This is a genomic window from Streptomyces sp. DSM 118878, assembly GCF_052936595.1.
On the sequence record NZ_CP193622.1, the window covers coordinates 3,465,841 to 3,491,567 of the forward strand.

The 25,727-nt window shown below is 71.1% G+C and carries 27 protein-coding genes; 13 read left to right on the plus strand and 14 right to left on the minus strand.

Annotated elements, in window-relative coordinates:
• Positions 1-6 precede the first annotated feature (6 nt).
• The 4 genes from ACRAKF_RS15180 to ACRAKF_RS15195 form a co-directional block, all read right to left on the minus strand.
• On the minus strand, positions 7-1,131 hold the full coding sequence (locus tag ACRAKF_RS15180; RefSeq protein ID WP_447037670.1) for a TIGR03364 family FAD-dependent oxidoreductase: 1,125 nt from the start codon (positions 1,129-1,131) through the stop codon (positions 7-9).
• Between the two features lie 99 nt (positions 1,132-1,230).
• Positions 1,231-2,010 (minus strand): GntR family transcriptional regulator, encoded by a 780-nt coding sequence (locus ACRAKF_RS15185; protein ID WP_447037672.1) that lies wholly within the window; start codon positions 2,008-2,010, stop codon positions 1,231-1,233.
• A 35-nt stretch (positions 2,011-2,045) separates the two neighbouring features.
• Positions 2,046-2,834 (minus strand): hypothetical protein, encoded by a 789-nt coding sequence (locus ACRAKF_RS15190; RefSeq protein ID WP_447037673.1) that lies wholly within the window; start codon positions 2,832-2,834, stop codon positions 2,046-2,048.
• Between the two features lie 236 nt (positions 2,835-3,070).
• Entirely contained in the window at positions 3,071-4,255 is a 1,185-nt protein-coding gene (locus ACRAKF_RS15195) for an ROK family transcriptional regulator (protein ID WP_447037675.1), read from the minus strand.
• A 56-nt stretch (positions 4,256-4,311) separates the two neighbouring features.
• Here ACRAKF_RS15195 and ACRAKF_RS15200 point away from each other — a divergent pair, with 56 nt between their 5' ends.
• The gene (locus ACRAKF_RS15200; protein WP_447037677.1) at positions 4,312-5,391 is read left to right on the plus strand and encodes a Gfo/Idh/MocA family oxidoreductase; all 1,080 of its coding nucleotides are present in this window, start codon (positions 4,312-4,314) and stop codon (positions 5,389-5,391) included.
• Positions 5,388-5,873, plus strand: a complete 486-nt coding sequence (locus ACRAKF_RS15205; RefSeq protein WP_447037678.1) for a heme-degrading domain-containing protein — start codon at positions 5,388-5,390, stop codon at positions 5,871-5,873. Before ACRAKF_RS15200 ends, ACRAKF_RS15205 begins: the two co-directional genes overlap by 4 nt.
• An 84-nt stretch (positions 5,874-5,957) precedes the next feature.
• Here the strand turns inward: ACRAKF_RS15205 and ACRAKF_RS15210 are convergent, their stop codons facing one another.
• The 5 genes from ACRAKF_RS15210 to ACRAKF_RS15230 all read right to left on the minus strand — a co-directional run bounded on the left by ACRAKF_RS15210 (position 5,958) and on the right by ACRAKF_RS15230 (position 10,252).
• Positions 5,958-6,815 (minus strand): fumarylacetoacetate hydrolase family protein, encoded by an 858-nt coding sequence (locus ACRAKF_RS15210; protein ID WP_447037679.1) that lies wholly within the window; start codon positions 6,813-6,815, stop codon positions 5,958-5,960.
• 178 nt (positions 6,816-6,993) lie between these two features.
• Entirely contained in the window at positions 6,994-7,770 is a 777-nt protein-coding gene (locus ACRAKF_RS15215; protein ID WP_447041989.1) for a YidC/Oxa1 family membrane protein insertase, read from the minus strand.
• Positions 7,771-7,993: 223 nt separating this feature from the next.
• Positions 7,994-8,314 (minus strand): DUF6412 domain-containing protein, encoded by a 321-nt coding sequence (locus ACRAKF_RS15220; protein ID WP_447037680.1) that lies wholly within the window; start codon positions 8,312-8,314, stop codon positions 7,994-7,996.
• Between the two features lie 130 nt (positions 8,315-8,444).
• A complete protein-coding gene (locus ACRAKF_RS15225; protein ID WP_447037681.1) occupies positions 8,445-9,974 on the minus strand; it encodes a sodium:solute symporter family protein in 1,530 nt (509 codons plus the stop codon).
• Positions 9,971-10,252, minus strand: coding sequence for a DUF3311 domain-containing protein (locus ACRAKF_RS15230; protein WP_447037682.1), 282 nt, complete (start codon positions 10,250-10,252; stop codon positions 9,971-9,973). The genes ACRAKF_RS15225 and ACRAKF_RS15230 overlap by 4 nt, the downstream gene beginning before the upstream one ends.
• Positions 10,253-10,507: 255 nt before the next feature.
• Between ACRAKF_RS15230 and ACRAKF_RS15235 the strand changes: the two genes are divergently transcribed.
• Both ACRAKF_RS15235 and ACRAKF_RS15240 read left to right on the plus strand, forming a co-directional pair.
• Positions 10,508-11,542 (plus strand): SEC-C metal-binding domain-containing protein, encoded by a 1,035-nt coding sequence (locus tag ACRAKF_RS15235; RefSeq protein WP_447037683.1) that lies wholly within the window; start codon positions 10,508-10,510, stop codon positions 11,540-11,542.
• A gap of 118 nt (positions 11,543-11,660) precedes the next feature.
• Complete coding sequence (locus ACRAKF_RS15240; RefSeq protein ID WP_447037684.1) at positions 11,661-12,578, plus strand: restriction endonuclease; 918 nt, start codon at positions 11,661-11,663, stop codon at positions 12,576-12,578.
• Between the two features lie 176 nt (positions 12,579-12,754).
• Here the strand turns inward: ACRAKF_RS15240 and ACRAKF_RS15245 are convergent, their stop codons facing one another.
• The gene (locus tag ACRAKF_RS15245; RefSeq protein WP_447037685.1) at positions 12,755-13,195 is read right to left on the minus strand and encodes an ATP-binding protein; all 441 of its coding nucleotides are present in this window, start codon (positions 13,193-13,195) and stop codon (positions 12,755-12,757) included.
• A 226-nt stretch (positions 13,196-13,421) separates the two neighbouring features.
• Here ACRAKF_RS15245 and ACRAKF_RS15250 point away from each other — a divergent pair, with 226 nt between their 5' ends.
• From ACRAKF_RS15250 to ACRAKF_RS15280, 7 genes are all read left to right on the plus strand, one after another.
• Positions 13,422-14,267 carry a helix-turn-helix domain-containing protein gene (locus ACRAKF_RS15250; RefSeq protein WP_447037687.1) on the plus strand — a complete coding sequence of 282 codons (846 nt, stop codon included), beginning with the start codon at positions 13,422-13,424 and terminating at the stop codon, positions 14,265-14,267.
• The gene (locus ACRAKF_RS15255; protein WP_447037688.1) at positions 14,267-14,464 is read left to right on the plus strand and encodes a DUF397 domain-containing protein; all 198 of its coding nucleotides are present in this window, start codon (positions 14,267-14,269) and stop codon (positions 14,462-14,464) included. Before ACRAKF_RS15250 ends, ACRAKF_RS15255 begins: the two co-directional genes overlap by 1 nt.
• 84 nt (positions 14,465-14,548) lie before the next feature.
• A complete protein-coding gene (locus ACRAKF_RS15260; protein ID WP_447037690.1) occupies positions 14,549-16,273 on the plus strand; it encodes a hypothetical protein in 1,725 nt (574 codons plus the stop codon).
• Positions 16,270-16,800: a hypothetical protein gene (locus ACRAKF_RS15265; RefSeq protein ID WP_447037692.1), complete on the plus strand. Its 531-nt coding sequence runs from the start codon at positions 16,270-16,272 to the stop codon at positions 16,798-16,800. Before ACRAKF_RS15260 ends, ACRAKF_RS15265 begins: the two co-directional genes overlap by 4 nt.
• Before the next feature lie 60 nt (positions 16,801-16,860).
• On the plus strand, positions 16,861-17,373 hold the full coding sequence (locus ACRAKF_RS15270) for a nucleoside deaminase (protein ID WP_447037694.1): 513 nt from the start codon (positions 16,861-16,863) through the stop codon (positions 17,371-17,373).
• A gap of 28 nt (positions 17,374-17,401) precedes the next feature.
• The gene (locus ACRAKF_RS15275) at positions 17,402-17,917 is read left to right on the plus strand and encodes a nucleoside deaminase (RefSeq protein ID WP_447037695.1); all 516 of its coding nucleotides are present in this window, start codon (positions 17,402-17,404) and stop codon (positions 17,915-17,917) included.
• A gap of 151 nt (positions 17,918-18,068) precedes the next feature.
• Positions 18,069-18,374 (plus strand): hypothetical protein, encoded by a 306-nt coding sequence (locus ACRAKF_RS15280; protein WP_447037696.1) that lies wholly within the window; start codon positions 18,069-18,071, stop codon positions 18,372-18,374.
• Positions 18,375-18,475: 101 nt separating this feature from the next.
• Here the strand turns inward: ACRAKF_RS15280 and ACRAKF_RS15285 are convergent, their stop codons facing one another.
• Positions 18,476-19,438 carry a GlxA family transcriptional regulator gene (locus ACRAKF_RS15285; protein ID WP_447041990.1) on the minus strand — a complete coding sequence of 321 codons (963 nt, stop codon included), beginning with the start codon at positions 19,436-19,438 and terminating at the stop codon, positions 18,476-18,478.
• 191 nt (positions 19,439-19,629) lie between these two features.
• Here ACRAKF_RS15285 and ACRAKF_RS15290 point away from each other — a divergent pair, with 191 nt between their 5' ends.
• Positions 19,630-20,892, plus strand: a complete 1,263-nt coding sequence (locus ACRAKF_RS15290; RefSeq protein WP_447037697.1) for an MFS transporter — start codon at positions 19,630-19,632, stop codon at positions 20,890-20,892.
• Between the two features lie 14 nt (positions 20,893-20,906).
• Here the strand turns inward: ACRAKF_RS15290 and ACRAKF_RS15295 are convergent, their stop codons facing one another.
• Positions 20,907-22,265 carry a DUF445 domain-containing protein gene (locus ACRAKF_RS15295; RefSeq protein WP_447037698.1) on the minus strand — a complete coding sequence of 453 codons (1,359 nt, stop codon included), beginning with the start codon at positions 22,263-22,265 and terminating at the stop codon, positions 20,907-20,909.
• A 240-nt stretch (positions 22,266-22,505) separates the two neighbouring features.
• On the opposite strand from ACRAKF_RS15295, the gene ACRAKF_RS15300 reads away from it, so the two are divergent.
• Entirely contained in the window at positions 22,506-23,828 is a 1,323-nt protein-coding gene (locus ACRAKF_RS15300) for an SGNH/GDSL hydrolase family protein (protein ID WP_447037699.1), read from the plus strand.
• Between the two features lie 48 nt (positions 23,829-23,876).
• Here the strand turns inward: ACRAKF_RS15300 and ACRAKF_RS15305 are convergent, their stop codons facing one another.
• Both ACRAKF_RS15305 and ACRAKF_RS15310 read right to left on the minus strand, forming a co-directional pair.
• Positions 23,877-24,731 carry a DUF1707 SHOCT-like domain-containing protein gene (locus ACRAKF_RS15305; protein ID WP_447037700.1) on the minus strand — a complete coding sequence of 285 codons (855 nt, stop codon included), beginning with the start codon at positions 24,729-24,731 and terminating at the stop codon, positions 23,877-23,879.
• Positions 24,732-24,741: 10 nt separating this feature from the next.
• Entirely contained in the window at positions 24,742-25,725 is a 984-nt protein-coding gene (locus ACRAKF_RS15310) for an ABC transporter ATP-binding protein (protein WP_447037701.1), read from the minus strand.
• Between the last annotated feature and the right edge of the window lie 2 nt (positions 25,726-25,727).

Sequence of the window (25,727 nt, forward strand, 5' to 3'; positions counted from 1 at the left end):
TCTCCCTCACCAGCCCAACTCGTCCGCGGTCCGCTCGGCGATGGCCGGCGAACACGTCATGCCGCGCCCGCCGGGCCCGGTGACCAGCCACACGCCCTCGCGCAGCTCCTGGCGGTGGACGACGCGGCTGGTGTCGACGCACTGCGCGTACACCCCGGCCCAGCGCCGCCTGATCTTCGGCAGCGGGCGCCCGAGGAAGCCCTCGACGACCTCGGTGAGGTGGTCGTAGGGCTCTTCGAGGGTGTCGAAGGCGAAGGGGTGCTCGTACTCGTGCGTGTCGCCGATGGTCAGCCCGCCGTCCGCGCGCTGCACCATCAGGAGCTGCATCTTGTGCGCGGCGGCGGTCGGCGTCTGCGCCTGCTCGGCGTTGAGCCGGTCGAGCGCGGGCGAGGCGTACGCCGGGTAGTAGCGGAAGCTGTCCGCGTCCGCCACGGACGTCGTGAGCGCCTCGCCGAGCGGCTCGGTCTGCATCATCTGCAACCGGACGCGGCGCACGGGCAGATCGGGGCCCGCCAGTTCGCGCACGAGGCCGCCGAGCCAGGCGCCGGTGGCGAGCACGACGACGTCGCCCCCGTGCACCTCCCCGTGGTCGTCCCGTACCGCGCCCGCGCCGACGACCTCGCGGACCTCGCGGTTCGGCACGAACGTGTAGCGGGGCGACTTCAGCAGCGCCTCCCGCAGCCGGAGCTGGGCGGTGCGGGGCTCCACGGCGGCGTCCCGCTCGCACCGCAGGGCCGCGAGGAAGTCGCCGCGCAGGGCCGGGTTGAGGGCGCGTGCCTCGTCGGCGGTGAGCAGTTCGTACCCACGGGCCGCCGCGTCGGGCCTGGCGAGCGCGGCCTCGGCGACCGCGCGCTCCCGCTCGTCGCGTACGAGGGTCAGCGACCCGTTGGCCCGGAAGCCGAGCCCCGGCACGCGCTCGCCGATGCCCTCCCACAGCTCGCGGGCGCGCAGCGCGGTGTCGAGCTCTTCGCCGCCCGCGCGGCCGCTCACCCATATCTGTCCGAAGTTGCGCAGCGACGCCCCCCGGGCCTCGCTCTCGCGCTCGATCTGTACGACCTCGTGGCCGCGTTCCACTGCGTGCCAGGCGTGCATGGTTCCCACCACGCCGGCTCCTACGACGATGACTCTCACGGCGGCAACGCTCCTGCCGCCGGGTGGCGCGGGCGGGGCCGAGCGGCAACGGGACGGTTAACGGGCCATCAAGCTTGGACTAGACCCGTTATGTTCCCGTTACCTGCCGCCGCCGAGCCGCGTCGTGAAGGAGAACCGGTCGCCCCGGTAGAGGGTGCGGACCCGCTCCAGGGGGCGGCCCGCCGTGTCGCGGGAGAACCGGTGGATGAGCAGCATGGGCAGCGCGGGCGGCGTCCCGATGAGCAGGGCCTCGCGCGGGGTGGCGAGGACCGTCTCGATCCGCTCGTCGGCGTCACCGAAGGCGATGCCGAGTTCGTCGCGGAGGTAGGCGTAGAAGGAGGAGTCCGGTGCGAAGTCGGCGTCGAGGCGCGGCACGCGGGCCACGGAGACGTACGTGCTCTCCAGGCCGACCCGTTCCTCGTCCGCGAGCAGCACACGCTCCATGTGCCAGGCCGGTTCGCCGGGCCCGGCCCCGATCTCGGCGGCGAGCGGGGGCGGGCACGGGAAGCGGTCGAGCGAGACGAGAGCGCGGCCCGGCGTCCGCCCCTGCCGCCGTACGCCCTCGGTGTAGCTCGCGAGCGACAGCGGCTGCTCCAGCTTGGGCCCCGCGGCGACCGTGCCGCGCCCCTGTCTGCGCAGCCGCCCCTCCAGGAGCAGTTCGCGCAGCGCCTGGCGCACGGTCTCGCGTGCCACCTCGTACCGCACGGCGAGGTCCCGCTCGGTGGGCAGGGCCTGGCCCTCGCCCAGTTCGTCCACGAGGGCGGAGATCCTGGCCTTGACGGCGTAGTACTTCGGGATGCGCCCGTGCTCGGGGATGCCGGAGCGGACGGGGGCGCCCGGCGCGTGGCCGAGCGGGCGGGCGGGGTTCGGTTGGTCCACCCGGGGATGTTCGCAGACGTACGTGAACGGCGGACTCAGCGGTTTCTGGTGCCGGTTCCGCCGCGGATGCGGCGGGCGCCCGCGATCACGGCGGCGCCGCCGAGCACGAGGATTCCGGCGGCGGCGCCGAGGGCGATCAGGAACCGCTCGCCCGTCTGCGCGAGCTGGTCGGCGGAGAGCGCCGCGGGGGCGTCGGGCGCGATGCCGAAGGCGTAGGGGTTGGACTCGCCGACCCAGTCCCCGTCGTTCTTCTTGCGCTGGACGAGGGCGGCGGTGGCGGTGACGCCGTCGGCCGCGGCCTCACCGGTGAAGCCCATCCGCACCTTGGCCGTGACGGTCTTGCCGGGCCCGACCGTGAAACCGCCGAACCCGTCGTCGAAGACGCCGACGTTCTCGTTCTGGTCGGTCCTGTGGAACGCCACGGGGTGCCAGCGGGAGCCGTCGTGGAACTCCAGCCGGATGTGCTCGGGGCGCAGCGACCGCGCCTTGCCGACCAGGACGACGAGCGGGTGGACACGGCCGCAGGGCTCGCTGGTGGCGTTGGTGAGATCGATCGACCACTCGTGTGCGCCGCCGCCCGGCCGGTAGGTGCGGGGGCCCTCGTGGATGCGGGCGTCGATGGGGAATCCGGCGCGGTCGTCAGGGGCACAGGTGGGTTCGTACGCGGCGAGCGGGGCGGGGCGCGCCGGCGCCGGGGCCACGTCCTCCCCCGCCCGGGCGGGCGCCCCCGCGACGGCGAACGCGAGGGTGAGGGCCAGGGCGAGAGCGAGGGCCAGGGCGACGACGGTGGCCACGCCGGAGGCGGGGGAACTGCACAGGCGCATGGAGGACCTTTGCGGGACGGACCGCCGGGCGCCTCACGCCGGGTGTACGGGAGCGGCGCCGCGGACGGCGTTCGTACGGGCCACCGCCGGCCCGGCGCGGACGAGGCCGGGCTTGTGCGGTGGCGGGGGCAGCGCCCTCTCGGATACCTGCCCCGGCGGCGCCCTCCCGCCGCGCCCCGGGGCCCGTTTGCGCCCGATCGGTCGAGTGCGGGGTGGCCGGGGCGGGGCGGGGCCTTTCAGTCGCGGGGCTGGACCTTTCCGTCGCGGGGCGCGCTGAACGGCTCCGCCGCCCGGCCGAAGAGGGGGGCCAGGATCAGTTGGGCGGCTCCTTCCGCCACCGCGCGTTCGCCGCCGGGTGCCAGGGCGACGGAGACTTCCGCCCCGCCTCCGCCGCGGCGGACTCGTTCGGTCACGACGGTGCCCACATCCCGTACGAAGAGGTCTCCGGCGGCGAACACCGTGCGGCCGCCGAGCAGGACGCGGTCGATGTCCAGCAGCCCGACCAGGTTCGCCGCGGCCGTGCCGAGCACCCGCGCGGCCTCGGCGAGGTCGCCCGCCGCGACGGCCGCCAGGCAGAGCGCCTCGACGCAGCCGCGGTCCCCGCACTCACAGGGCGGCCCGTCGAGCCGCAGCACCTGGTGGCCGAACTCCCCCGCCTCGGTGCGCGCCCCGCGGTGCAGGGAGCCGCCGAGCACGAGACCGGCGCCGAGCCCGGTGCCCAGATGCAGGTACGCGAAGGAGTCCGCGGCGCCCGCCGGGGCCATGCCGAGGGCGGCGGCGTTGGTGTCCTTGTCCAGGGCCACCGGCAGCCCGAGCCGCGCCGCCAGCGCGTCCCGCAGCGGAAACCCGTCCCACTCGGGGAACCCCGTCACCCGCCGCAGCACCCCGCCGGCGTGGTCGAGCGGACCGGGCAGGGCGACCCCGACGCCCGGCACGGGCACGCCTCCCTGCCCCGCGGCCACCGCGCTCCCGTCCGCGAGGAGGCTTCGCACCGCCCGCGCCGCCGCCTCGACCACGGCGTCCACGCCCGCCGCGAAGGCCAGCGGGGCGCGGCGTTCGGCCACCACCGCCCCGGTGAGGTCGACCAGGACCGCCGTCAGCTCGTCACGGTCCAGGTGCAGGCCCACCGCGTGACCGGCCTCCGGCACCAGGCGCAGCACGGTGCGCGGCTTGCCGCCCGTCGACGCCCGCCGCCCCGCCTCCGCGGCGAACCCCTCGGCCCGCAGCCGCGCGGTGATCTTGCTGACCGCCTGCGGGGTGAGCCCGGTGCGCTCGGCGAGTTCGAGACGGCTGATGCCCGCCTCGCCCGCCGAGCGAAGGAGGTCGAGCACCAGCGCGGCGTTGTGGCCGCGCAGCGCCGGCAGGTTCACCCCGGGGCTTATCCGGCTTCCGTAGGGCTGCAAGGGCTTCAAGGACTTCACCAGGCCATTGTCCCGCCCGCTTGCACTTTGGCAACACCGTTGCTTAAGTGGAGGACATGACTGGTACAGGTACCTTGCGCGTAGGCCTCATCGGGTACGGCCTCGCCGGCTCGGTCTTCCACGCCCCGCTGATCGCCGCCACCGAGGGCCTCGCGCTCGACACGGTCGTGACGTCGAACCCCGACCGGCAGGCGCAGGCCCGCGCCGAGTTCGGCGACGCCCTGCGCCTCGCGGCCTCGCCCGACGAGCTGTGGGACCGCGCGGACGAGCTCGACCTGATCGTCATCGCGTCCCCGAACAAGACCCACGTGCCGCTCGCCACCGCCGCCCTCAAGGCGGGGCTGCCGGTCGTCGTCGACAAGCCCGTCGCGGGCACGGCCGCCGAGGCGCGCGAGCTCGCCTCCCTCGCGGACGAGCGCGGACTGCTCCTGTCCGTCTTCCAGAACCGCCGCTGGGACAACGACTTCCGCACGCTGCGCCACCTGCTCGCCGACGGCGGCCTCGGCGACGTATGGCGCTTCGAGTCCCGCTTCGAGCGCTGGCGCCCGCGCCCCAAGGGCGGCTGGCGCGAGTCCGGCGACCCGCAGGAGATCGGCGGCCTCCTCTACGACCTGGGCAGCCACGTCGTCGACCAGGCCCTGACGCTGTTCGGCCCGGCGGTGAGCGTGTACGCCGAGTCGGACGTGCGCCGCGCCGGTGCCGAGGCGGACGACGACACGTTCATCGCGGTGACGCACGCCGGCGGCGTCCGCTCGCACCTGTACGTGAGCGCCACCACGGCCCAGCTCGGCCCGCGCTTCCGCGTCCTCGGTTCCCGGGCCGGTTACGTGAAGTACGGCCTCGACCCCCAGGAGGCCGCCCTGCGCGAGGGCCGCCGCCCGGGGACGGAGGCCCCCTGGGGCGTGGAGCCCGAGTCGATGTGGGGCACGGTCGGCTCCGGCGAGTCGCCGGCGACCGGCGGCGGCAGCCCGCTGCCGACACTGCCGGGCGACTACCCCGCGTACTACGAGGCGGTCGCCGCCGCCCTGCGCGGCACCGGCGAGAACCCCGTGACCGCGCACGAGGCCGCCGCGGCCCTCGACGTCCTTGAGGCGGCCCGCCGCTCGGCCCGCGACGGTGTGACGGTGACGCTGTGACGGCGACCCCCGAGAAGAGCCCGGCCCCCTCGATCGAAGAACTGGAGGCCCAGGAGACCCGCCTGACCCTCCCCCGCTTCACGCACGACGACGCGTGGACGCTCGGCTCGCTCCTGGTGGAGCTGGCCCGCGAGCGCGGCGCCCCGGTGGCCATCGACATCACCCGCGGCGGCCAGCAGCTCTTCCACGCGGCACTGCCCGGCTCGACCCCGGACAACGACGCCTGGCTCGCCCGCAAGCGCCGCGTCGTCGAACGCTACGGCTGCTCGTCCTATCTGGTCGGCTCCCGCTTCCGCGCCAAGGGCACGACGTTCGAGGCCTCCTCCCGCCTGGACCCGGACGTCTACGCGGCCCACGGCGGAGCCTTCCCGATCACGGTCGAGGGCGCAGGCGTGATCGGCGTGGTGGCGGTCTCGGGCCTGCCGCAGGTGGAGGACCACGCGCTGGTGGTGGAGGCGCTGGGGAGGTTCGCCGCGGCGTAGGCGGCGGGGGCGGCCGGGGCTGGGGCCCCCTCAGCCGCTGCCGCAGGCTACGCGGCGCCCTTCAGCCGCAGTCGCTGCCGCAGGCTACGCGTCCTTCAGTTGCTGCCGCTGTCGCCCGAGGCCCTCGATCTCCAGCTCCACCACGTCGCCCGCCCGCAGGTACGGCTTCGGCTCGGGGTGGCCCATCGCGACGCCCGCCGGCGTACCGGTGTTGATGACGTCACCGGGGTACAGCGTCATGAACTGGCTGACGTACCGCACGACCTCCGCCACCGGGAAGATCTGGTCGGCGGTCGTGCCGTCCTGCTTCAGCTCGCCGTTGACCCAGAGTTTCAGGGACAGCGCCTGCGGGTCGGGCACGTCGTCGGCGGTGACCAGCCAGGGGCCCAGCGGATTGAACGTCTCACAGTTCTTGCCCTTGTCCCAGGTGCCGCCGCGCTCGATCTGGAACTCCCGCTCCGACACGTCGTGCGCCACCGCGTACCCCGCCACGTGCGCCAGCGCGGCCTCGTGCGACTCCAGATAGCGGGCCGTACGTCCGATGACCACCGCCAGCTCCACCTCCCAGTCGGTCTTCACCGAGCGGCGCGGCACCAGCACGGTGTCGTCCGGACCGACCACCGTGTCCGCCGCCTTGAAGAAGACGACGGGCTCGGCGGGCGGCTCGGCACCGGTCTCGCGGGCGTGGTCGTGGTAGTTCAGGCCGATGCACACGACCTTGCCCACGCGCGCCACCGGCGGCCCGACCCGGAGCCCCCGCGCATCGAGAACCGGCAGGTCACCGGCGTTGGCGGCGGCCCTGATCCGGTCGAGGGCCGCCGTGTCGGCGAGCACGCTCCCGTCGATGTCGGCGACGACCCCCGACAGGTCCCGCAGGGTTCCTTCGGCGTCGAGCAGCGCGGGGCGCTCCGCTCCGGCCGTACCGACTCGCAGCAGCTTCATCGTCTGACTCCCTTGGTCGAGCGTGACCTACGTGATCACGTGGCCAGGCCGATGGGGTGCGGCCATCGGAGGTTTGGTCGATCGTCCAAGGTCGGCGTCCGCTCCGCAATACCCCGTTCACGTACTGGACCTTTACGGCCCGGTAGCCACGGCTCGGACACGGCCCGGCAGCGGCGGCTCAGACGGCGGTCGCCAGGGCCGCCGCCCCGGCGGGCACATCGCGGTACAGGAACGCCCGCTCCACCGCGGCCCAGGTCATGCTCGTCACCACGTACAGCGCGGCGGCCAGCGGCACCACGGCCACGGTGAACAGAGTCATGAACGACATCAGCGGCATCACCTTCATCATCGCGCCCATGCCGGGCATCTGCGGGTCCCCGTTCCCGCCGGCCTGCGGCTGCTGCGTGGACGCCGTCTGCTGCGTGGACGCCATCTGCTGCTTGGTGCGCCGGTAGTTGAAGGTCGCCACGGCCGTGACGATCGCGAACAGCACCAGGTAGACGAGACCCTGCGCCCCGAAGACGCCGCCCTCGGCCAGCGCGTCGGTCCACCGGTCACCCAGCGGCGCGGTGCCGAGGGTGTGCCCGAGCAGCGCGTTCGCCTCGCCGCCGATGCGGGAGCTGGAGAACAGGTGGTAGAGCAGGAAGAACGCCGGCAACTGGAAGAGGCTCGGCAGGCACCCGGAGAGCGGCGACACCTTCTCCTTCCGGTGCAGCTCCATGACCGCCTCCTGCAACCGCTCAGGATTCTTGGCGTGCTTCTTGCGCAACTCCGCGATCTGCGGCGACAGCTTGGCACGCGCCTTCTGGCCACGGGCCGACGCCCGGGACAACGGATGGACGAGCAGACGTACGCAGGCGGTGAAGAGCACGATCGCGGCGGCGGTCGCCGAACCGTGGAAGAGCGGTTCGACGGCGTCGGCGATGTGCTCGACCAGACCGGCGAACACGGACATGAAAGAGGAGAAGAGGTCGGACATGGAGAAGCCCTCCGGGGATGTCGTCGTGCCGGGAGTGCCGATCGACTGAGCAGAGGTCAACTGGGCAGTGAAGAACTGGGCAGTGGACAACTGGGCAGTGGTCGGCTGAGCGGTGATCGGCTGAGTGCTGATCAGCTCGGCATGACGATCCGCGAGGGGCTTGCGCTCCAGCTTGCGCTCTACGGGAGGTGGCGTTCCCCTACGCGGCCGTCAGGAGGGGACGGCCGGGTGCTCGGGGGCGCCTGCGGCCCCTGGCGTCGGGGTCGCGCTGCGGCAGGAAGGCGGTGCGCCGCTCCCGGTCGCGGATGGCCGTGCGCACTCTGGTGCGGGGCACGGCGGGCGCGCAGCGCGCGGCGATCACGGAGCAGACGGTGAGCGCGGTGCCGACGGCGGCGGTCGCGGCGAGCGCGACGGCGGCCGTGAGGCTGCCGGTGTCTACGAGGACGACCTCGACGAGGAGGAACAGGAGGAGCAGGGCGGGGCGCAGGGCGGCTCTGCCGCCGCGGATCAGATCGCGCACCGTCACTCTCCTCTCTGGCCTACGGTCTCTGGCCTACGGTCCTGGGTCCTACTCCCCCCGTTATACAGGATCGGTGTCGCCGGGCCGAAGGAGCCGGCGGCCTCGGCGGTACTCGGGACGGCCGGCCCCGTCAGGAGGCGGCGGCGCGGACATCACGCTCGCTCTCGGCAGGCGGCGCCCCCAGCGGATCACTCGCCAGGACCTCCTCGTCCGGCCGCTCGTCGGCCCGCCCCGCCGGACCCACGTACGACACGACGAGCGCCACGGCGAGGTTCACGCCGAGCGCGACGATCCCGGCGTTCACCCCGAACACGGGATCGTGCTCGCTGAAGACGAGCGCGCACACGATCCCGACCCCGACGACGAGCCCGCTCAGCGCCCCCGCGAGGGTGAGCTTTCGCCAGACGAGGCCGATGAGCAGCATGGGGACGAGCTGGGCCATGCCCTCGTAGGAGATGAGGGAGAGCCGTACGAGGGTGTTGGGCGCCGCGTAGGTGAGGACGAGGGCGAGCGCGCCCGCGACGACGACCACACCCTGCGAGGCCAGCTTCTGGCGCCGCGGACCGCGCCACCGGGGCAGCAGGGACAGCACGCTGCTGCCCCACATCGTGCCGATGACCAGCATGAACACCGCCATCGGCACGATGGAGGAGAGGGCGGCGGCGACCCCGATGACGCCGACGCCCCACGCGGGCAGCGAGTCGACCACCAGCTTGAAGAGGGCGAGGTTGGACTCCGCGCCGACGAGACCCGGCACGACGAAGAGCGCGGCCATGCCGAGGAGCATGGGGACGAAGAGCAGCACGTTGTAGGCGGGCAGCCAGATGGCGTTGCGCCGCAGCCCGTCCGCGCTGCGGGCACCGAGGTACCCGGCGACGGTGGTGGGGAAGATGACGACGGTCAGGGCGTTGAGCAGCGAGGTCGTGGCGAACCAGGCCTCCCCGTAGGGGCTGCCGCCGCTCCCGGGCAACGTCAGCCAGTCGCTCTTCTCCCTCACCACCCGGTCGAGGAAGTCCCCGTACCCGTCGAAGTAGTGGAGGGGTACGTAGACGGCGAGGAAGGCGAGGGTCCCGATGACGAGCACGTCCTTGAGCACGGAGACCCAGGCGCTCCCACGCAGCCCGCTCACCACCACGAATCCGGTGGTGACGGCGAAGCCGATGAAGTAGGCCCAGTTGAGGCTGATGGCGCCGTAGGAAATGGTGGAGACGACGACGCCCATGCCGGTGATCTGCAACTGGATGTAGGGCAGCAGGAAGACGGTCACGAGCAGCGCGACACCGGCGCCGAGCCACGGCCGTCCGTACCGGTGGGCGACCATGTCGGAGATGCTGACGAGCCCGTGCCGCCGGGCGTAGGCCCAGAGCATGGGGCCGACGACGTACCCGACGGCGTAGCCGCAGCTCATGTACGCGACGACGTACAGGACGGGCGCCCCGTAGTTGTACCCCCAGCCCGCGGCGCCCAGATAGCTGAAGCTGGTGTATCCCTCCCCCGCCATCAGCACCCAGATGAACACGGCCCCGAGGCTGCGCCCGCCCACGGACCACTCGGCGAGCCCGCCCTGCTTGCCGCGCCCGCGGACGGCGGCGAGCCCGAGGGCGACGGTGCCGACCATGAACACGGCGAAGATGGTGGTGGCAACGGCCCCGTCACTCATGCCCGGCCCCCGTCTCCCGCGTCTTCTGCGTCTTTTCGCGTCTCCCGCTCCTCGATCCGGCGGTCACCGCGGTGGGCGAGCCAGACGCACACGGGCGTGAGCACGGTGGCCGCGAGCAGCCAGAGGAAGAGGAACGGCACCCCGAACACGACGGGCCGCACCCGATTGACGAGGGGCAACGCTCCCAGATAGAGCACGAAGGGGACGAGCAGCCACAGCAGGTGGGGGCGGGAGCGGGCGCGGGCGCTCGGACGCGGGCGGGGACTTCTGACGATCACGGGAGGCGAGCCTAGCGGGGCGGCGGCGCGGGGCGGCGGCTGCCGGGGCGGTCCTGGCGGTCCGAGGCGACGGCGGTGCCCGACAGGCAAGCCCTGACGGCCGAGGAAAGCCGAGCGATCCCGGCGAGGAAGCGGGGTGGCTCGGCGCGGGAGCGGGGAGGGATGACTCGGCGAGGGGAGCTGGGTGATCCCGGGAGGGAGCCGAGGCATCCCGGGCCTCCTGCAAGGGGCCCGCTCGGCAGTACCGTGTCCCGTATGCGCCCCGAGAAGCCTGCTGCCGCCGAGCACGTCGACACCGACCACATCGCCGAAGCCGCGCGCCTGGAGCGCACGGCCGGTCTGTACCCGGAGGACGCCGAGCACCTCCTCATCCAGGCCGCGGCCCACCTCGAACTGGCCGGCGCCCGCGACGACGCGACGACGCTCTACGACCGCCTGCTGTCGCCCACCGCGCCCCGCCCCGCTTCCGCGCCCCTCCTGATCCGCGCCCTGAAGGCGTCGAACCTCTGGGAGTACGGGCACGAGGCGGAGGCCCGCGCGATCATCACGGGAGTGCGCGCGGCGGCCCCGAGGGACCCGGCGCCATGGGTGATCGTGGCGGAGTCCCTGGAGTCGCACGACGAGCTGGAACAGGCGCACGAGACGTTCACGGAGGCCGCGGCGCTGCTCCTCCCCGCGGAGACGCAGGACCCCCCGTACGCGACGCACCCGCTGCTCTTCGGCCGCCACCGCGTACGCCGGCTGCTCGGCGCGGAGCACGACGCGTGGGACGCGTTGGCGGACCGGGTGTCCACGGCCCAGATCCCGCTGGACGAGCTGCACGACCCGAAGCGGGTGTGGTCCCTCGGCTCGGAGAACCCGGCGGAGCTGCGCGCGGAGATCGCCCGCATCCAGGCGGAGCTGGGCTCCTACCGCCAGGCGCTGTCCCGCCCCTTCCCGGTGGCGGTCCTACGCTGGCCGTCCGAGGAGCTCGCGGAACTCCTGACGGCGTACCCGTCCCTGACCTCGGAATACCCTTCGTACGAGGCCCACTTGGCGACCATAGAGTCCTCCCTGCGCGAACTCTCCGCCTCGGGCACCCCCAACCTGGGCATCGTGACGGGCACGGTCCCCTCCTACGAGGCCTTCGCAGCCTCAGAGGGCACGACCCCGGCCCAGCCGGACCTGCTCCCCCAGTACGCAACGACACTCGCGGCCCGAGGCCGAGCGGCGTCTTGGCCGCCGGAGGCGGGGGCGGAATGCTGGTGCGGGTCCGGCGCGACGTACGGGCAGTGCCACGGAGCGCAGTAACCGCTCACCGAGTTGCATCTCGCGGGGTGCATAAGGCGTCTAGTGGTAGGTGCATAGCGCTCGGCACTCATACACGCTCGCGATAGCCTCCCGTTACTAGGCGACTTGGGAGGCACGGGTGGACGTTGCGGTCGGAGCGGAGATACGCCGGCAGGAGCTGCACGACACGTACGGAGGTAGCCGCCAAAGTGGCATAAGCCACTCCAGTAGGGCACCGGTCGTGATGTGCTTCACCGACCCGAAGAAAGGTGCCCTCTACGGGTACCGCGATGGATGGGGGCCGGACGGCCTCTTTCACTACACCGGTGAGGGGCAAGTCGGCGATCAGCGGATGGTGAAGGGGAACAAGGCCATCCGCAACCATGTCGATGATCAGCGGGAGTTGCATGTCTTCGAGGGCGTCCGGTCGGGCGTCGTTCGCTACCGCGGTCAATACGATCTGCCGGACCCGCAGGCGTGGTACAGAGCCGAAGCGCTGGATCGCGAGGGGGACACTCGCTCGGTCATCATCTTCAAGCTAAAGCCGCGCACCGCTGTGCCCACTGGCGAAGAGCCAACCATCTCTTACACACCCGCCACCGCAACAACGGTCAGCGACGTCGCCCCGGAAAGCTTCCTCACCACGCGGACTCCCCTCACTCCCAACCAGAAACCCACCTTCGCCTATCGCAGGGAAAGTGAGCTCCTGACGAAGTTCAGCCGCCACTTGTCAGATCGAGGGCACGAGGTGTCCCGTAAGAGGATCAGACCTCACGGCGAGCGGGACAGCCTGTACACAGACCTCTTCGATCTCACGGAGAACCTCCTTATCGAGGCGAAAGGGCAAGCGACTCGCGAGTCGATCCGTATGGCCATAGGGCAACTCCTCGACTACCGGCGCTTTATCGAGCCGCACCCACAGCTAGCCGTCCTAGTGCCCTCTCGCCCTCGCGAGGATCTTCGCGACCTCTGCGCGTCACTGGCCATACACACCATTTGGCCTGACGAAGAACGCGACGAATACCACTGCGAACCTCCGCTTCCAGCGTCTCCTTAAGCCGCTACCAACGCCCGCACGACTACGAGATCGCTCAAACTGCTGCGGCGTCAACGTGAAACCGAACCAGCGGAGGAGGCCAGCGGTCGCCTCGACCACGACCTCCTCTGCCAGGGCGGCACTCCAAGCTGGGCCTCATCTCGCTCAAGACGCCCCATCCACCCCGTAGAAACACATCAGCGACTCTGCGCATCGGCTTGCAGGCCACCCGTACACCTGGACGAAACGCACACCTGCGTGGCCAATTCACACCACGTCACCTTGGAGTCACCGCACAGGGTCACACCCCATCGATCGGTGACCGCATCGAGCAAAGCCATGCCACGCCCGCTCTCCGCCTCATCGGTGGGCGCGAGCAGCGTGGGGAGCGCCCGCGCGTCGGGGTCGCGGACCTCAATACGTACATGAGTGTCGCTCTTAGTGAGTCGAAGCGCCGTCGGGGTCTGCTCGCCCACGTGAGTGATGACGTTCGCCACCAGCTCACTGACGCAGAGCTGTACCTCATCGGCGACCTCGGCGAGCCCCCACCGATCAAGGTGTAACCGGACGCGGCGCCTGAGCATCGCAACTTCTTCCGACTCTGCCAGAAACGACAGTTCAAGGCCCTCTCGGGACATCAAGCAACAGCACTCCGACACCACCGACCAGCTCCTACGCTTCCCTACGACAGGCACCCTCCGCGCCCATTCACTCACTTAGCGTGGCAGTGAAACTCTCAGAATGGAACTCTCATCTAGCGCCCATGGAAGTGCGCCCGCCCGACGCGCGCCCCGCGCGTACGCCCTTGTAGCGCCAGCAAGCCTTAGGCACTCTCGGACCGATCCATAAGAAGGGGTACGAAACATGGCAGTCGGGCCGACCACGCGGCGTCGTCAACTGGGCGCCGATCTTCGCCGTCTACGCGAACTCAAGGGACTCACCCTGGAGGAGGCCGGTGCGCGCGTAGGCATCTCCAAAGCCACCTTGAGTCGGTATGAGACCAAGGAGGGTGTGGTCAAGTGGCCGGCCGTGGATGCGCTCTGCCGTGAGTACGAAGCGGCCGACGACGTGCGGGAAGCCATGGTCGAGCTCGCAAAGGGGGCTCGCATTCAGGGCTGGTGGCGCTCGCTGGCCGACCCCATCCCCGAATCGATGAATCTCATGCTGACCCTTGAGGACGAGGTCGTCCGCGAGGACCACTACGCGTGCATGTACATCCCCGGCCTGTTCCAGACCCGGGGGTACGCGGAAGCCGTGCATCGCGCTTCCGAGGTGGGCTGCACTGAACGCGAGGTGCAGCACATGGTGGAGATCCGCATGAAACGGCAGGAGCTCCTCCAGCGAGCTGAACCACCTCGTATCTGCGCCATCATCGACGAAGCCGCCGTACATCGCATCGTCGGTGGAGCCGATGTCATGCGGGAACAGCTTGAGCACCTCTTGACCCTGTCGGAGGGCCCGCAAGTGACGGTGCAGATACTGCCGTTCTCCGCCGGAGCCCATGCCGCCGCCGTGGGCAGCTTCGTCCTCCTCCGAGGGCAGAGCCCGGCCCTGGACGTCGTCTACGTAGATCTCCTGGGCGGCGGGCTGTTCATGGAGAAGCCACCCGAGCTCGAGCGCTACAAGTTGGCGTTCGATTATCTGCGTGCGCAGGCCCTGGATCTGAAATCATCCACTGAAGCCATTCGTCGAAGCCTCAGGGAGTTGTGATGGACCCCCGCCACCCCGTCCGCTGGTTCAAGTCGTCCTACAGCGGCGGTTCCGGAACCGAGTGCGTCGAGGTGGCGGTGATGACGCCGGAGGTGCTGATCCGCGACACGAAGTGCCCTGCCGATGGCCGGCTTCGCTTCGGAGCCGCCGCCTGGGCCGAGTTCGTGACCGCGCTGCCCGGAACGTCCCGGCACTGACTCCGCGCTCGGTTGGCAACTGCTGCTGCTCCTGCAACAGTTGTTCCCACATCGCAGACTCGGGGAGCAGGGGCACATAGAGGTATGGGGCACACGCGTCGACGGGCGGCACTCGCGGTGGGCGCTCTGGGGCTCGTCGTCGCGGCGTGGGAGTGGCCGGTAGGGCAGGACGATGCCGTTGACGCCACTCAGTTCACTATCGCCTTCTTCGCCACTCTCCTCACCGGTGAAGCCGTGATTTTCGCGCTGTCCTTCTCTTCTGCCAGCTCATGGCCTTCCTTACGTGCGATTGACAGCCACATCGCCTTCCGGGAGTGGGTGCTCGCCGGATGGGTTGCCGCAATGTTCACCGCGGGCGGGCTGCTGGGGCAGAGCGAACGGAGTACGACCTATGGAGCCCTGCTGTTCCTGCTCGCCAACTGTTTCGGGGTTTTCTCCTTCGCGCGGCTCTTCGGCCTAGCCAGTGTCGGTGGACGTAACCGCCTGTTGCGCCGGACCCTGGCGCGAGGGCTGTGCGAACTCCGGGCGCGGGACGCGAGCCTTGAAGAAGAGCTCAGTGACGACCCCGTCGTTGCTGCCTACCTAGGTGCGCTCGACCAAGTCATCAGCGGCAACGACCCCAACGGCATTCGTAACATCGTCGCCCAGCTCACCGACGTGAACGTACCCCCGCCGGCCAACGAGGACGCCGCTGCCCTCCACCTCGAAGTACTGCACCGACTCTGTCGGGCCGCTCTTGTTCGGGGAACAGACCCTGTCGTCGTAGTGGGGTGCGCGGACTTGATCATCGGCTCCCTGATACGTCAGGTGCGAACGCTTCCCGACTCGGCGGTTGCGCTCGGTGAGGCCAGTCGCTACCTGGCTTGGCTCGGCAGTACCGCGACTCTGATGTCTCAGCGGGGCATCGCTTCCAAGCGTGCCGCCCGTGAACTTGTCGCCGTGTCCGTCGAGAGCCGACGCCTCATTCTTCGGCAAGTCGATCCTGACCCGGTGGCTGCCAGCGGCTCGGCCGACATGGGGTCCGTGTGCGACAGTCCGGCGGCCATGCTGGTGTGGGCCCGGGACTTCACCGAGTTCCATGGGTCGGACCAGGCTGGTGCGTTCTATGGAGTGCACCAGTTCCTCACCGGGCAGAAGTTCATGGGGAACTACTGGGATGGAGCTTCCGTGCTGAGCGCGACGCGAGCGACGTTGTACGGCAGCGCGGAGGACAGGCCCGTCGACACACCGGAGGCCCGCGCCTCACGGGAGCTCTTCGGCGGCCTCGCGGAGTTCGACCGCTTCTGGGCTCTGGTTTCGGTCAATGCCCTCGCGACGTTACGTGACGTACGCGCCGAACACCCTGCCGAGCTCATTCGGCCCGAGTTCACGCCGGATCCGCAACTGCTCGGTGCATACCTGCGGACGTTCGCAAGCCACCGCTGGTTCAGCAATGCCGCCCAAGCGAATACCGCCCTGCTGTCCCTCATGGCACACACGGACAGCCCCGAATCGCCCTGGGCTCAGGCCCGCGCCCGAACCGCGCGTTCCGTCATTCGCACCCCTGCTCCACGCAGCGAACCACAGGACCGGCCTGCTGCCATGGTTCTCGCTGTCGCCGCGCGGCTCGCTCCCCTTGCACCCGGCGAACCCGACCACGAACTCCGCGCGTTCTTGTCCGGCCTCTCCCCTTCGGCGCTTGCGGCCACCGCTCGGCTCGCCGCGCGCGTCCTCCCGGGTGCGGCGGAAGCCGACGACCCTCGGGAGGCTGTCGTCATCGGCCTGAGGGTGCTGCGGCTCGTCGGTGCCCACACAAGGACGACCACATGAGCGGCGAGGGCCAAGCGCAGGACTGGGCCGCCGCCCTTTCCTGCTTTGCGCGACCGAGCGTGGAAGCCATCTTCATCGTCCAGTGCGGGCTCGACTGGCTCGAACCTCATCGACTCGCCCTACGCAACGCCATCGACGAGGAACTCATCAAAGCCAGCTGTTCCGCCGATGCTCCTCATATCACCCGCGTACTGCTTCACAACCTTCCAACCGGCGCACTCGAACGTCCAGAAGGGACGGCCATGGCAAGGTCTTTCGCCGAATGGAACCACCGGCTCGCCGCTTCTGCCGCCCTGCTGTCCGCGCCCTCCCCGCGCGTGGAGAGGCTCATCATCGACGGAGCCGAATCTGGCGCTTCCGTTCCGGATATGGTCAGCGTTCTGGAGCACGGCCAATGGAGCGATACGGAGCTCCGAGATCGGGTTCTCCGCATCGTCGAAAGCCCCGGCGCGACGACGCCGCTGACCATTTACGACGTCGACCTGGACGGGCCGTTCAGCGATGTGGACCCCTCGGTTCACATGTGAGACCGGTGGGAACATGAGTCGCCTACGGTCCGCGATACGTACGAGGAAAGGGTGTACCCGTTGCCTTACGCGCCGGAAAACGAGCAGGACCGCAAATTCCTCGAACAAGCCATCGCCATCTCCCGGCATGCGCTCGAGGACGAGGGAAAGACACCGTTCGGCGCCGTCATCGTCGTGGGTGGGCAGGTGGTGGGCACTGGCACGAGCTCAGTCGTCGAGTTGCATGACCCGACTGCTCACGCCGAGGTGATGGCCCTGCGCGACGCAGGACACAACCTCGGGCGCCATCTCATGGAAGACGGCGTGATGTATTCGAGCAGCGAACCGTGCCCCATGTGTCTCACCGCGTGCTACTGGGCCCGAGTCCCTCGCCTCGTCTACGCCGCAAACAGTCACGACGTCGCCGTCAACGGATTCGAGGACCTGCAGTTCTATCGCGAGTTGGCACTGCCCAACGCGGAGCGTCATCTGATGGCCGAGGTGGCCGTCGAAGGCGACCTGCGCTCCACCGCAGCGGGCGCCCTCGGTGAATGGTCTGCGGCACTTCCCTTTCCGGTGGAACCTAAGTATTGAGCCACGCTTCGCGAGGAGAGGAGCCCCCTTGTCCTACGCCCCCGAGAATGACCAAGACCGCGAGTTCCTCGGCCTGGCCATCGCCAACTCCCGCCGTTCCCTCCGTCCCGGCAGTACCGCCAAGCCCTTCGGGGCCGTCGTCGTCGTGGGTGGGGAAGTCGTGGGGGACGGGGTCAATTCCGTCGTTGCCGCGAATGATCCGACCGCGCATGCCGAGGTCATGGCCCTGCGGGAGGCGGGGCGGCGGCTCGGGCGGTATTCCCTGGGGGACGCGGTCCTGTACTCCAGCAGCGAACCCTGTCCCATGTGTCTCGTCGCCTGTTACTGGGCCGGGGTTCCGCGGGTCGTGTACGGGGCCACCAGTCGCGACGCCGCCGTCCACGGGCACGAGGATCTGCGGTTCTACCGCGACGTGGCCCTGCCCAACGCCGCGCGGCGGATGGTGGACGAGGTGGCCGTCGAAGGGGTGCCGCGCTCCGCCGCCGTGGAGGTTCTCGCCACCTGGGCCGCCGCACAGCCCGGCCCGCTGGAGCCCAAGCTCTGAGTGCGCCGGGGCCACCCCCCGCCCCCCGATCGCCCCGTCGCCCCGCGTTAACCTCTCACCAGAGGACATCACGGACAGCAGACGTAGGCGTAGGCGTCGACGTAGACGTAGACGTAGACGTAGACGTATCAGCGAGAGGCGGGGCCAACCCATGGCGAGGATTCCCGGAGCAGTCGTAGCCGCCGGTGGGCTCGTCGGCGGGTACGCCGTCGCTCGGTACACCAAGAAGCGGCCCCTCGGCGGGTTGGTGCTCGCCGCCGCCGGGGTCGTCGCCGCACGGCAGTGGCGGGAGAGCGCCGGGGCCGGGGCCGCCGCCGCGCTCAGCGCCGCGTACGTCGCCGGGTTCGGCGCCTCGCACCCCCTCGCCAAGAAGGTCGGCGCCTGGCCCGCCGTCCTCGGCGTCGCCGGCGGCGTGGCCCTCGCCTCGTGGGCCCTGGCCGACCGCCACCAGGCGTAGCCACCCCCGCATTGCAGAAAAGTACCGCCGACACGCCGCCCCACACGGCGTGTCGCCGGTACTTTTCTGCAACCGGCCCCCCCCAGCGGCCCCGGCCCCGCCTAGCCTCCGCCCCGGAACGTCGCCCGGTACGCGCCCGGTGGCACCCCCACCCCCAGCGCGAAGTGCTGCCGCAGGGACGCCCCCGTGCCGAAGCCCGCTTCCGCGGCGATGCGGTCCACCGTGTGGTCCGTCGTCTCCAGGAGCTGCCTGGCCCTGTCCAGCCTGCGCTGCGTCAGCCACTGCATCGGCGTCAACGCCGTCTCCTCGCGGAAGCGGCGGCTGAACGTGCGTACGCTCATCGACTCCACCCCCGCCAGTTCGGCCAGCGTCAGCGGGTCCGCCAGGCGCTTCAGCGCGTAGGCGCGGGCCCGGCCCGTCGACGTCAGCCCCGGTTCGGTCAGCGGGCGTCGGACGTACTGGGCCTGGCCGCCCTCCCGGTGCGGGGGCACCACCGTGCGGCGGGCCACCTCCGCGGCCACCGCCGCGCCGTGGTCCTCGCGGATCACATGCAGGCAGAGGTCGATGCCCGCCGCCTCGCCCGCCGAGGTGAGCACCTCGCCCTCGTCCACGTACAGGACGTCCGCGTCCACCGTCACCCGCGGAAAGGCCGCCGCGAAGCGGTCCGCCGACATCCAGTGCGTCGTCGCCCTGCGGCCGTCCAGGAGGCCGGCCGCCGCCAGGACGAAGGAGCCGGTGCAGATCGAGGCCACCCGGCCGCGGCCGGCCAGGGCGCGGGCCACCCGGGGGTCGAGGCCACCCGGCTCCAGCGCCTCGTCGCTCTCGTGTGACGCCGGGACGATCACCGTGTCCGCCGCCGCGACCACGTCCAGGCCGTGTTCGGCGTAGACGGGGAAGTCGGCGTCCGTGCGGATCATGCCGGGGCGGGGCGCGCAGGTGCGTACGGAGTAGAGCGGGTCCCCGTCGGCCGAACGCGCCGTGCCCAGCAGTTGGTGGACCAGGCCCAGCTCCATCGGCAGCACGCCGTCCCTGATTAGGACCGCCACCACCTGGGGCGCCACCACGTGGGGCGCCGCCACGTGGGGCGCCACCACCTGGGACCTCGGCACCGCCGCGCGCCCGCCCGTCCGTACGCCAGCATCCGCATCCGCATCCGTATCCGAGGCGTCCAAGGCCAGTTCCATGGCCAGATCCTTTCATATGTCGGCCATCCGGCCAGTCGTGGCGTCCGCGTCGTGCGCGCAGGCTCGTGGGCATGGAGATCGTCAACGTCAAGAGCCGGGCCTGGGCCGTCGCCGCGGGAGCCGCCCTCGCCATCGTCGTCGCCGGGGCGTTCAGCACGCTCGCCGGGTTGCTCGTCGGGCCACTGCACGACGATCTGGGCTGGTCACGGTCGTCCGTCGGGCTCGGGTCACTCGTCAACATGGTCGTGTACGGGGCGACCGCGCCCTTCGCCGCGGCGCTCATGGACCGGCTCGGGATGCGGCGCGTGGCGACGGGGGCGCTGCTTCTCGTGGGGGCGGGGGCCCTGCTCACGACGACGATGACCTCGCCCTGGCAGTTCGTGCTCTATTGGGGGGTGCTCGTCGGGCTCGGGACCGGGGCCACCGCCGCCACCTTCGCCGCCACCGTCAGCGAGCGCTGGTTCACCGCGCGGCGCGGCCTCGTGACCGGGCTGCTCACGGCGGCGAGCGTGGTCGGACAGTTCGCCTTCCTGCCCTTGCTGTCGTGGATCGTCGAGTCGTACGAGTGGCGCGTCGCCGCCTACGTGCTCGCCGGCGCCGTCACGCTGGCCCTCCCCGCGGTATGGGCCTCCGTGCGTGACCCCGAAGCCCGGGCGCCCCACAGGGCGGCAGCCGCCCTGCCGGTGCTCGCCCGAGTCGCCCGCACCGGCCCCTTCTGGCTGCTCGCTGGGACCTTCGCGGTGTGCGGGGCCTCCACCAACGGCGTGATGTGGACGCACTTCGCGCCCGCCGCGCACGACCACGGCATGCCGGTGACCGTCGCCGCCTCGCTGCTGTCGGTCATCGGGCTCTGCAACGTCGCGGGGACCGTGGGGTCCGGGTGGGCCACCGACCGGTTCGACCCTCGGCGGCTGCTCACCGCGTACTACGCCCTGCGCGGGCTCTCCCTCTTCGCGCTGCCGCTGCTCCTGACGGCCACGGTCGATGTGCCGATCGTCGCGTTCGCCGTGCTGTTCGGGCTGCTCGATGTGGCGACCGTGCCGCCGACCGTCGCCCTGTGCCGCGCGCACTTCGGCGCCGATGCCCCCGTCGTCTTCGGCTGGGTCAGCACCGCGCACCAGGTGGGGGCCGGGGCGGTGGCGTTCGCCGGGGGGCTCGCGCGGGACGCGTTCGGCTCGTACGACGTGATGTGGGTGGGGGTGGGTGTCTTGTGCGCTGTCGCCTCGCTGACCGTCCTCACCGTGCGGCGGGGTGAGGTGGGGGCGGCTGGTGCGGCTGGTGCGGCTGGTGCGCCGCCGGGGGCTCGTACGGGCTCGGCAGCCGTCCGTACCTGAGGGGCCGCCCCCGCCTACGCCCCCGCCAGCCGCGACACCGCGTAGATCGCGAGTCCCGCCAGGGAGCCGACCACCGTGCCGTTGATCCGGATGAACTGGAGGTCACGGCCGATGTGCGCCTCGATCTTCTTCGAGGTGTGCTCCGCGTCCCAGCCCGCCACCGTGTCGGTGATGATCGAGGTGATCTCGTCGCGGTACGTCGTCACCACGTACACCGCGGCGCCCTCCACCCAGCCGTCGACCTTCCGCTGGAGCCGCCCGTCCTCGGCCATCCGCGCGCCGAGCGAGAGCAGCGAGGCCCGCACCCTCAGCCGCAGTTCACTGCGCTCGTCCTCGGCGGCGGCCACGATCATCGCGCGTACGGACGACCAGGCCGAGGCGATCAGGTCCTGCACCTCGCCGCGCGCCAGGATCTCCCGCTTGAGGCGCTCCACGCGCGCGCGGGTGTCGGAGTCGGACTGGAGGTCGGCGGCGAAGTCCGCGAGGAAGCGGTCGACGGCGCCGCGCGCGGGATGCTCGGGCATGTCGCGCATCTCGGTGACGAAGCGCAGCAGTTCCTTGTAGACCCGCTCGCCGACCCTCTTGTCGACGAACCGCGGGGTCCAGCCGGGGGCGCCGCCCTGAACGGCGTCCATCACCGAGTCGCCGTGCTCGACCAGCCAGTCGTGGGCCCGTACGCAGACGAGGTCCACGACCCGCTTGTGGCCGCCGTCGGCGACGACCTTCTCCAGCGTCTTGCCGATGCCGGGCGCGATCTCCCGCGCGTCGGCGCGGCGCGTGATGGCCTCGCCGACCACCGCCTGCACATCGGAGTCGCGCAGGACGGTGAGGGCGCCGCGCAGCGCCGTCGCGAGCTCGGCGGTGACACGGTCGGCGTGCGCGGGCTCGGCGAGCCAGGTGCCGAGGCGGCTGCCGATGCCGACCGAGTGCAGACGGTCGCGCACGACGTCGCCGGAGAGGAAGTTCTCCCCCACGAAGTCACCCAGCGACGCGCCCAGTTGGTCCTTCTTGTTCGGGATGATCGCGGTGTGCGGGATGGGCACGCCGAGCGGGTGCCTGAAGAGCGCGGTCACCGCGAACCAGTCGGCGAGCGCACCGACCATGCCCGCCTCGGCCGCCGCCGCGACATACCCCGCCCAGCTCCCCGCCCCGGAGTTCTGCGCCCACTTCGCCAGCACATAGACGACCGCCACGAAGACGAGCAGCCCGGTGGCCATCGTCTTCATCCTGCGCACCCCGCGCCGCTTCTCCTCCTCGGCGGCGCTGTAGGAGAAGCCGCCGGGGGTCAGCGGAGCGCCCGGGCCGGTTACGCCATCGGGGCCGTCGTCCCCCTTGTCCGGTTCCGTCGCTTTCTCCGTGTTCGTACGGTTCACTCACACCACCCGACCCGTCCGCCTCGTGCTCATCCGCATTGTCTCCACGCCCTGTATCGAGCCCTGTATCGAGCCATGTGTTCTTCGTCCCTCCTGACCTACTCCTGGAACGAACGACAAGTTCCCGGCGTCTGATATTGCGGAGGGGGGCAGTGCCGGCCCGCTCACGGCCCATGCCGCATCATGGGGTGATCACATCGGAGCCTCGGGGCTCCCCCTGCCCGAGGAGAAAGATCCCGCATGACCAAGCGACACGGTTATGCCCTTCTCGCCGCGGTCCTCGCGGTCATAGTGGTGGTCTCCGCCGCCATATACGTCGGTGTCACGGGCACCGACGACGACTCACGGGACACCATCAACGCCGGTGGGCGCAGCCCGCGCAACTCGGCCGCACCCGCCTCTTCGGGCACCTGGGTCGGCTCCTGGTCCGCCTCCCCCGCCGGCGCCGAACCGGGCACGGCGCAGAAGGGATTCGCAGGCCGCTCCATCCGTAACGTCGTGCACACCAGCGTCGGCGGGGCCAGCGCCCGCATCACCCTCTCGAACCTGTACGGGGCCACGCCGCTCAGCATCACGCACGCCTCCATCGCGGTGGCCTCCGCGACGAACGACCCGGCGGCCGCGCCGGGCACGCTGCGCCGCCTGACCTTCAACGGCGACACCTCGGTGGTCATCCCGCCGGGCGCCCAGGTGATGAGCGACGCGGCCAGGCTCCGCGTCCCGCACGACGCCGACCTGCTCGTCACCACGTACTCACCCACGCCCTCGGGCCCGGTCACCTACCACCCCCACGCACGCCAGATCAGCTACGTGGCGGCGGGCGACCGCACCGAGGACCCGAACGCCGACGCGTACACCGAGCAGAGCCCGTACTGGCGCTACCTCGCCGCGGTGGACGTGCTGAGCAACGAGACCGACGGCACCGTCGTCGTCCTCGGCGACTCCATCACCGACGGCATCTCCTCCACGATGGGCGCCAACCGCCGCTGGACCGACGTCCTGGCCGACCGCATGCGCGACGAGACGGACACGCCCCGCTACGGCGTCGTCAACCAGGGCATCAGCGGCAACCGCGTCCTGTCCGACGGCAACGGACGGCCCGCGGTGAACCCGAGCGGTCTCTCCCGCTTCGACCGTGACGTCCTCGACCGCACGGGCGTCAAGGCCGTCGTCATAGCCCTCGGCGTCAACGACATCCTGCGCAACCCGCACGAGACCGACCCGGACCGCATCGTCGGCGGCCTGCGCGAGCTGACCCGCCAGGCGCACACCCGCGGCCTGCGCGTCGTCGGCGCGACGCTGATGCCCTTCGGCGGCCACCGCGGGTACGAACCGGGCCTCGAAGCGGTGCGCCAGGCGGTGAACGAACAGATCCGCTCCGGCGAGGTCTTCGACGACTTCGTCGACTTCGACCGCGCCCTGCGCGACCCGTACGACCCGCGCAGCCTGCGCGCCCAGTACGACTCGGGCGACCACCTGCACCCGTCCGACGCGGGCTACCGCAAGATGGCGCAGACGTTCGACCTCTCGCTCCTGAAGGGCTCGACCGCGGCGGAGCTGTAGCCCGCACCGCCGCCGGCGCCCCCGGCGGCGGCGCTCCGGGCGGCGGCCTCAGTCGCGCTCCCTGCGCTCCTCGCGACGCTCCCGGTGCGCGTCCAGGATGTCCTCGTGCCGGCGCATCTGGAGCTCGTGGCGCTTCTCGTGCTTGAGCCGGTGCTGCTCGGAGCGCTCCCAGTGGGCCGCGCGGCGCTCCTCACGGCGTGCGAGCCGCTCCAGGCGGCGCTCCTCCTTCATGCGCAGCTTCTCGGCCCTGCGCAGCTTCCGCTCGACGCCGATGCCGCCCATCAGCGCGTAGCCCTTGACGACCACGCGCGGCGAGCCGAAGGTGCCGAGGCCGGTCGCCTCGTCGTCGACGCCGCCCATGATGCCGAAGCCCTTGACGGTGACGTTCAGTTCGGGCGGCACGGTGACCTGGAGACCGCCCATGATCGTGAAACAGCGGATCTCCACGTCACGGTCGGCGAAGTAGGCCTCCCGCAGGTCGATCTCGCCGCCGCCCCACATCGCGAACGCCGTGAACCGCCGCCCGATCGTCCAGCCGCCCTTGCGGCTGAACGCGCTCCAGAACGCGAAGCCGCCCGTCGACGTGGGCGCGCCGTCCACCATCCGCAGCGACCAGTCGACTCCGGTCGGGTCGTCCTCGCTCACCTGCCGCTTCACCATGGACACCTTGGCGCCGTGCGAGGGCAGGTCGCTGGTGATCGGCTCCAGCTCACCGTACGTACGCGCCTTGTACGCGGCGTCGAGCCGCTCCTCGAACTCCGTCATGTCCAGACGGCCCTCGGCCATCGCGTCCCGGAGTTGCTCGGCGACCCGCTCGCGGTCGGCGTCGGAGGCCCGCAGATCGGGCAGTTGGGGCCCTGAGGGCTCGCGGGGCGTGCCCCCGGAGGATGCAGCGTCACTCATGACGTGCAGCCTACGAGGTCGCCTTCTCCGCGTACATCTTGGCGATGACCGCTTCGATGTCCGGCTCCCTGACCGAGAGGTCGGCCAGCGGGTACTCCGCCGCGATCCGCGCCACGAGCGGAGCCGCCGACTCCGCGGCGGGGAACGCCAGCCACTGCCGCGGGCCCTCCACCTTCACCACGCGCGCCGAACCGACGTCGATGGGCGGAAGTTCACGCTCCAGGTCCACCACGAGCGTGCGCTCGCTCTCGCCCACCTCGTGCAGCCCCGCGAGCGCCCCGTCGTACATCAGACGCCCGTGGTCGATGACCATCACCCGCCGGCAGAGCTGCTCGATGTCGGTGAGGTCGTGCGTGGTGAGCAGCACCGTCGTGCCCGCCTCGGTGTTCAGGTCCCGCAGGAACCCCCGCACCTTCGCCTTACTGACGACGTCGAGGCCGATCGTAGGCTCGTCCAGATAGAGCACCTCGGGGTCGTGCAGGAGCGCCGCCGCGATGTCGCCGCGCATCCGCTGCCCGAGCGAGAGCTGCCGCACGGGGACGTCCAGGAGGGCGCCCAGTGCGAGCAGTTCCACGCACCGGTCGAGGTTCTCGCGGAAGCGGGCGTCGGGGATGCGGTACATGCGGTGCATCAGGCGGTAGGAGTCGATCAGCGGCAGGTCCCACCAGAGCGTGGTGCGCTGGCCGAAGACCACGCCGATCCGCCGGGCGAGGCGGGTCCGCTCTCGTGACGGGTCGATGCCGGCGACCCTCAGGCGGCCGCCGCTCGGGGTGAGGATGCCGGTCAGCATCTTGATCGTCGTCGACTTCCCCGCGCCGTTCGGCCCGATGTAGCCGACCATCTCCCCGCGCCGCACGGTGAAGGAGATCCCGTCGACGGCCCGCACCTGGTGCCGCTCGCGCCGCAGGAAGCCGGTCTTCTTGCGTACGTCGAAGACCTTCTCGACGCCGTCCAGCTCGATCAGGCTCTCCGCCTCGGTCGGGTCTTTGGCCACTG

Bases quoted from the DNA above. Each gene is read 5' to 3' on its own strand.
- ACRAKF_RS15190 (WP_447037673.1), bottom strand. From the start codon at position 2,834: ATGCGCCTGTGCAGTTCCCCCGCCTCCGGCGTGGCCACCGTCGTCGCC.
- ACRAKF_RS15245 (WP_447037685.1), bottom strand. From the start codon at position 13,195: ATGTCCCGAGAGGGCCTTGAACTGTCGTTTCTGGCAGAGTCGGAAGAA.
- ACRAKF_RS15265 (WP_447037692.1), top strand. From the start codon at position 16,270: ATGAGCGGCGAGGGCCAAGCGCAGGACTGGGCCGCCGCCCTTTCCTGC.
- ACRAKF_RS15280 (WP_447037696.1), top strand. From the start codon at position 18,069: ATGGCGAGGATTCCCGGAGCAGTCGTAGCCGCCGGTGGGCTCGTCGGC.
- ACRAKF_RS15305 (WP_447037700.1), bottom strand. From the start codon at position 24,731: ATGAGTGACGCTGCATCCTCCGGGGGCACGCCCCGCGAGCCCTCAGGG.
- ACRAKF_RS15215 (WP_447041989.1), bottom strand. From the start codon at position 7,770: ATGTCCGTGTTCGCCGGTCTGGTCGAGCACATCGCCGACGCCGTCGAA.
- ACRAKF_RS15300 (WP_447037699.1), top strand. From the start codon at position 22,506: ATGACCAAGCGACACGGTTATGCCCTTCTCGCCGCGGTCCTCGCGGTC.
- ACRAKF_RS15235 (WP_447037683.1), top strand. From the start codon at position 10,508: ATGCGCCCCGAGAAGCCTGCTGCCGCCGAGCACGTCGACACCGACCAC.
- ACRAKF_RS15255 (WP_447037688.1), top strand. From the start codon at position 14,267: ATGGACCCCCGCCACCCCGTCCGCTGGTTCAAGTCGTCCTACAGCGGC.
- ACRAKF_RS15210 (WP_447037679.1), bottom strand. From the start codon at position 6,815: ATGAAGCTGCTGCGAGTCGGTACGGCCGGAGCGGAGCGCCCCGCGCTG.
- ACRAKF_RS15260 (WP_447037690.1), top strand. From the start codon at position 14,549: ATGGGGCACACGCGTCGACGGGCGGCACTCGCGGTGGGCGCTCTGGGG.
- ACRAKF_RS15225 (WP_447037681.1), bottom strand. From the start codon at position 9,974: ATGAGTGACGGGGCCGTTGCCACCACCATCTTCGCCGTGTTCATGGTC.
- ACRAKF_RS15250 (WP_447037687.1), top strand. From the start codon at position 13,422: ATGGCAGTCGGGCCGACCACGCGGCGTCGTCAACTGGGCGCCGATCTT.
- ACRAKF_RS15200 (WP_447037677.1), top strand. From the start codon at position 4,312: ATGACTGGTACAGGTACCTTGCGCGTAGGCCTCATCGGGTACGGCCTC.
- ACRAKF_RS15290 (WP_447037697.1), top strand. From the start codon at position 19,630: ATGGAGATCGTCAACGTCAAGAGCCGGGCCTGGGCCGTCGCCGCGGGA.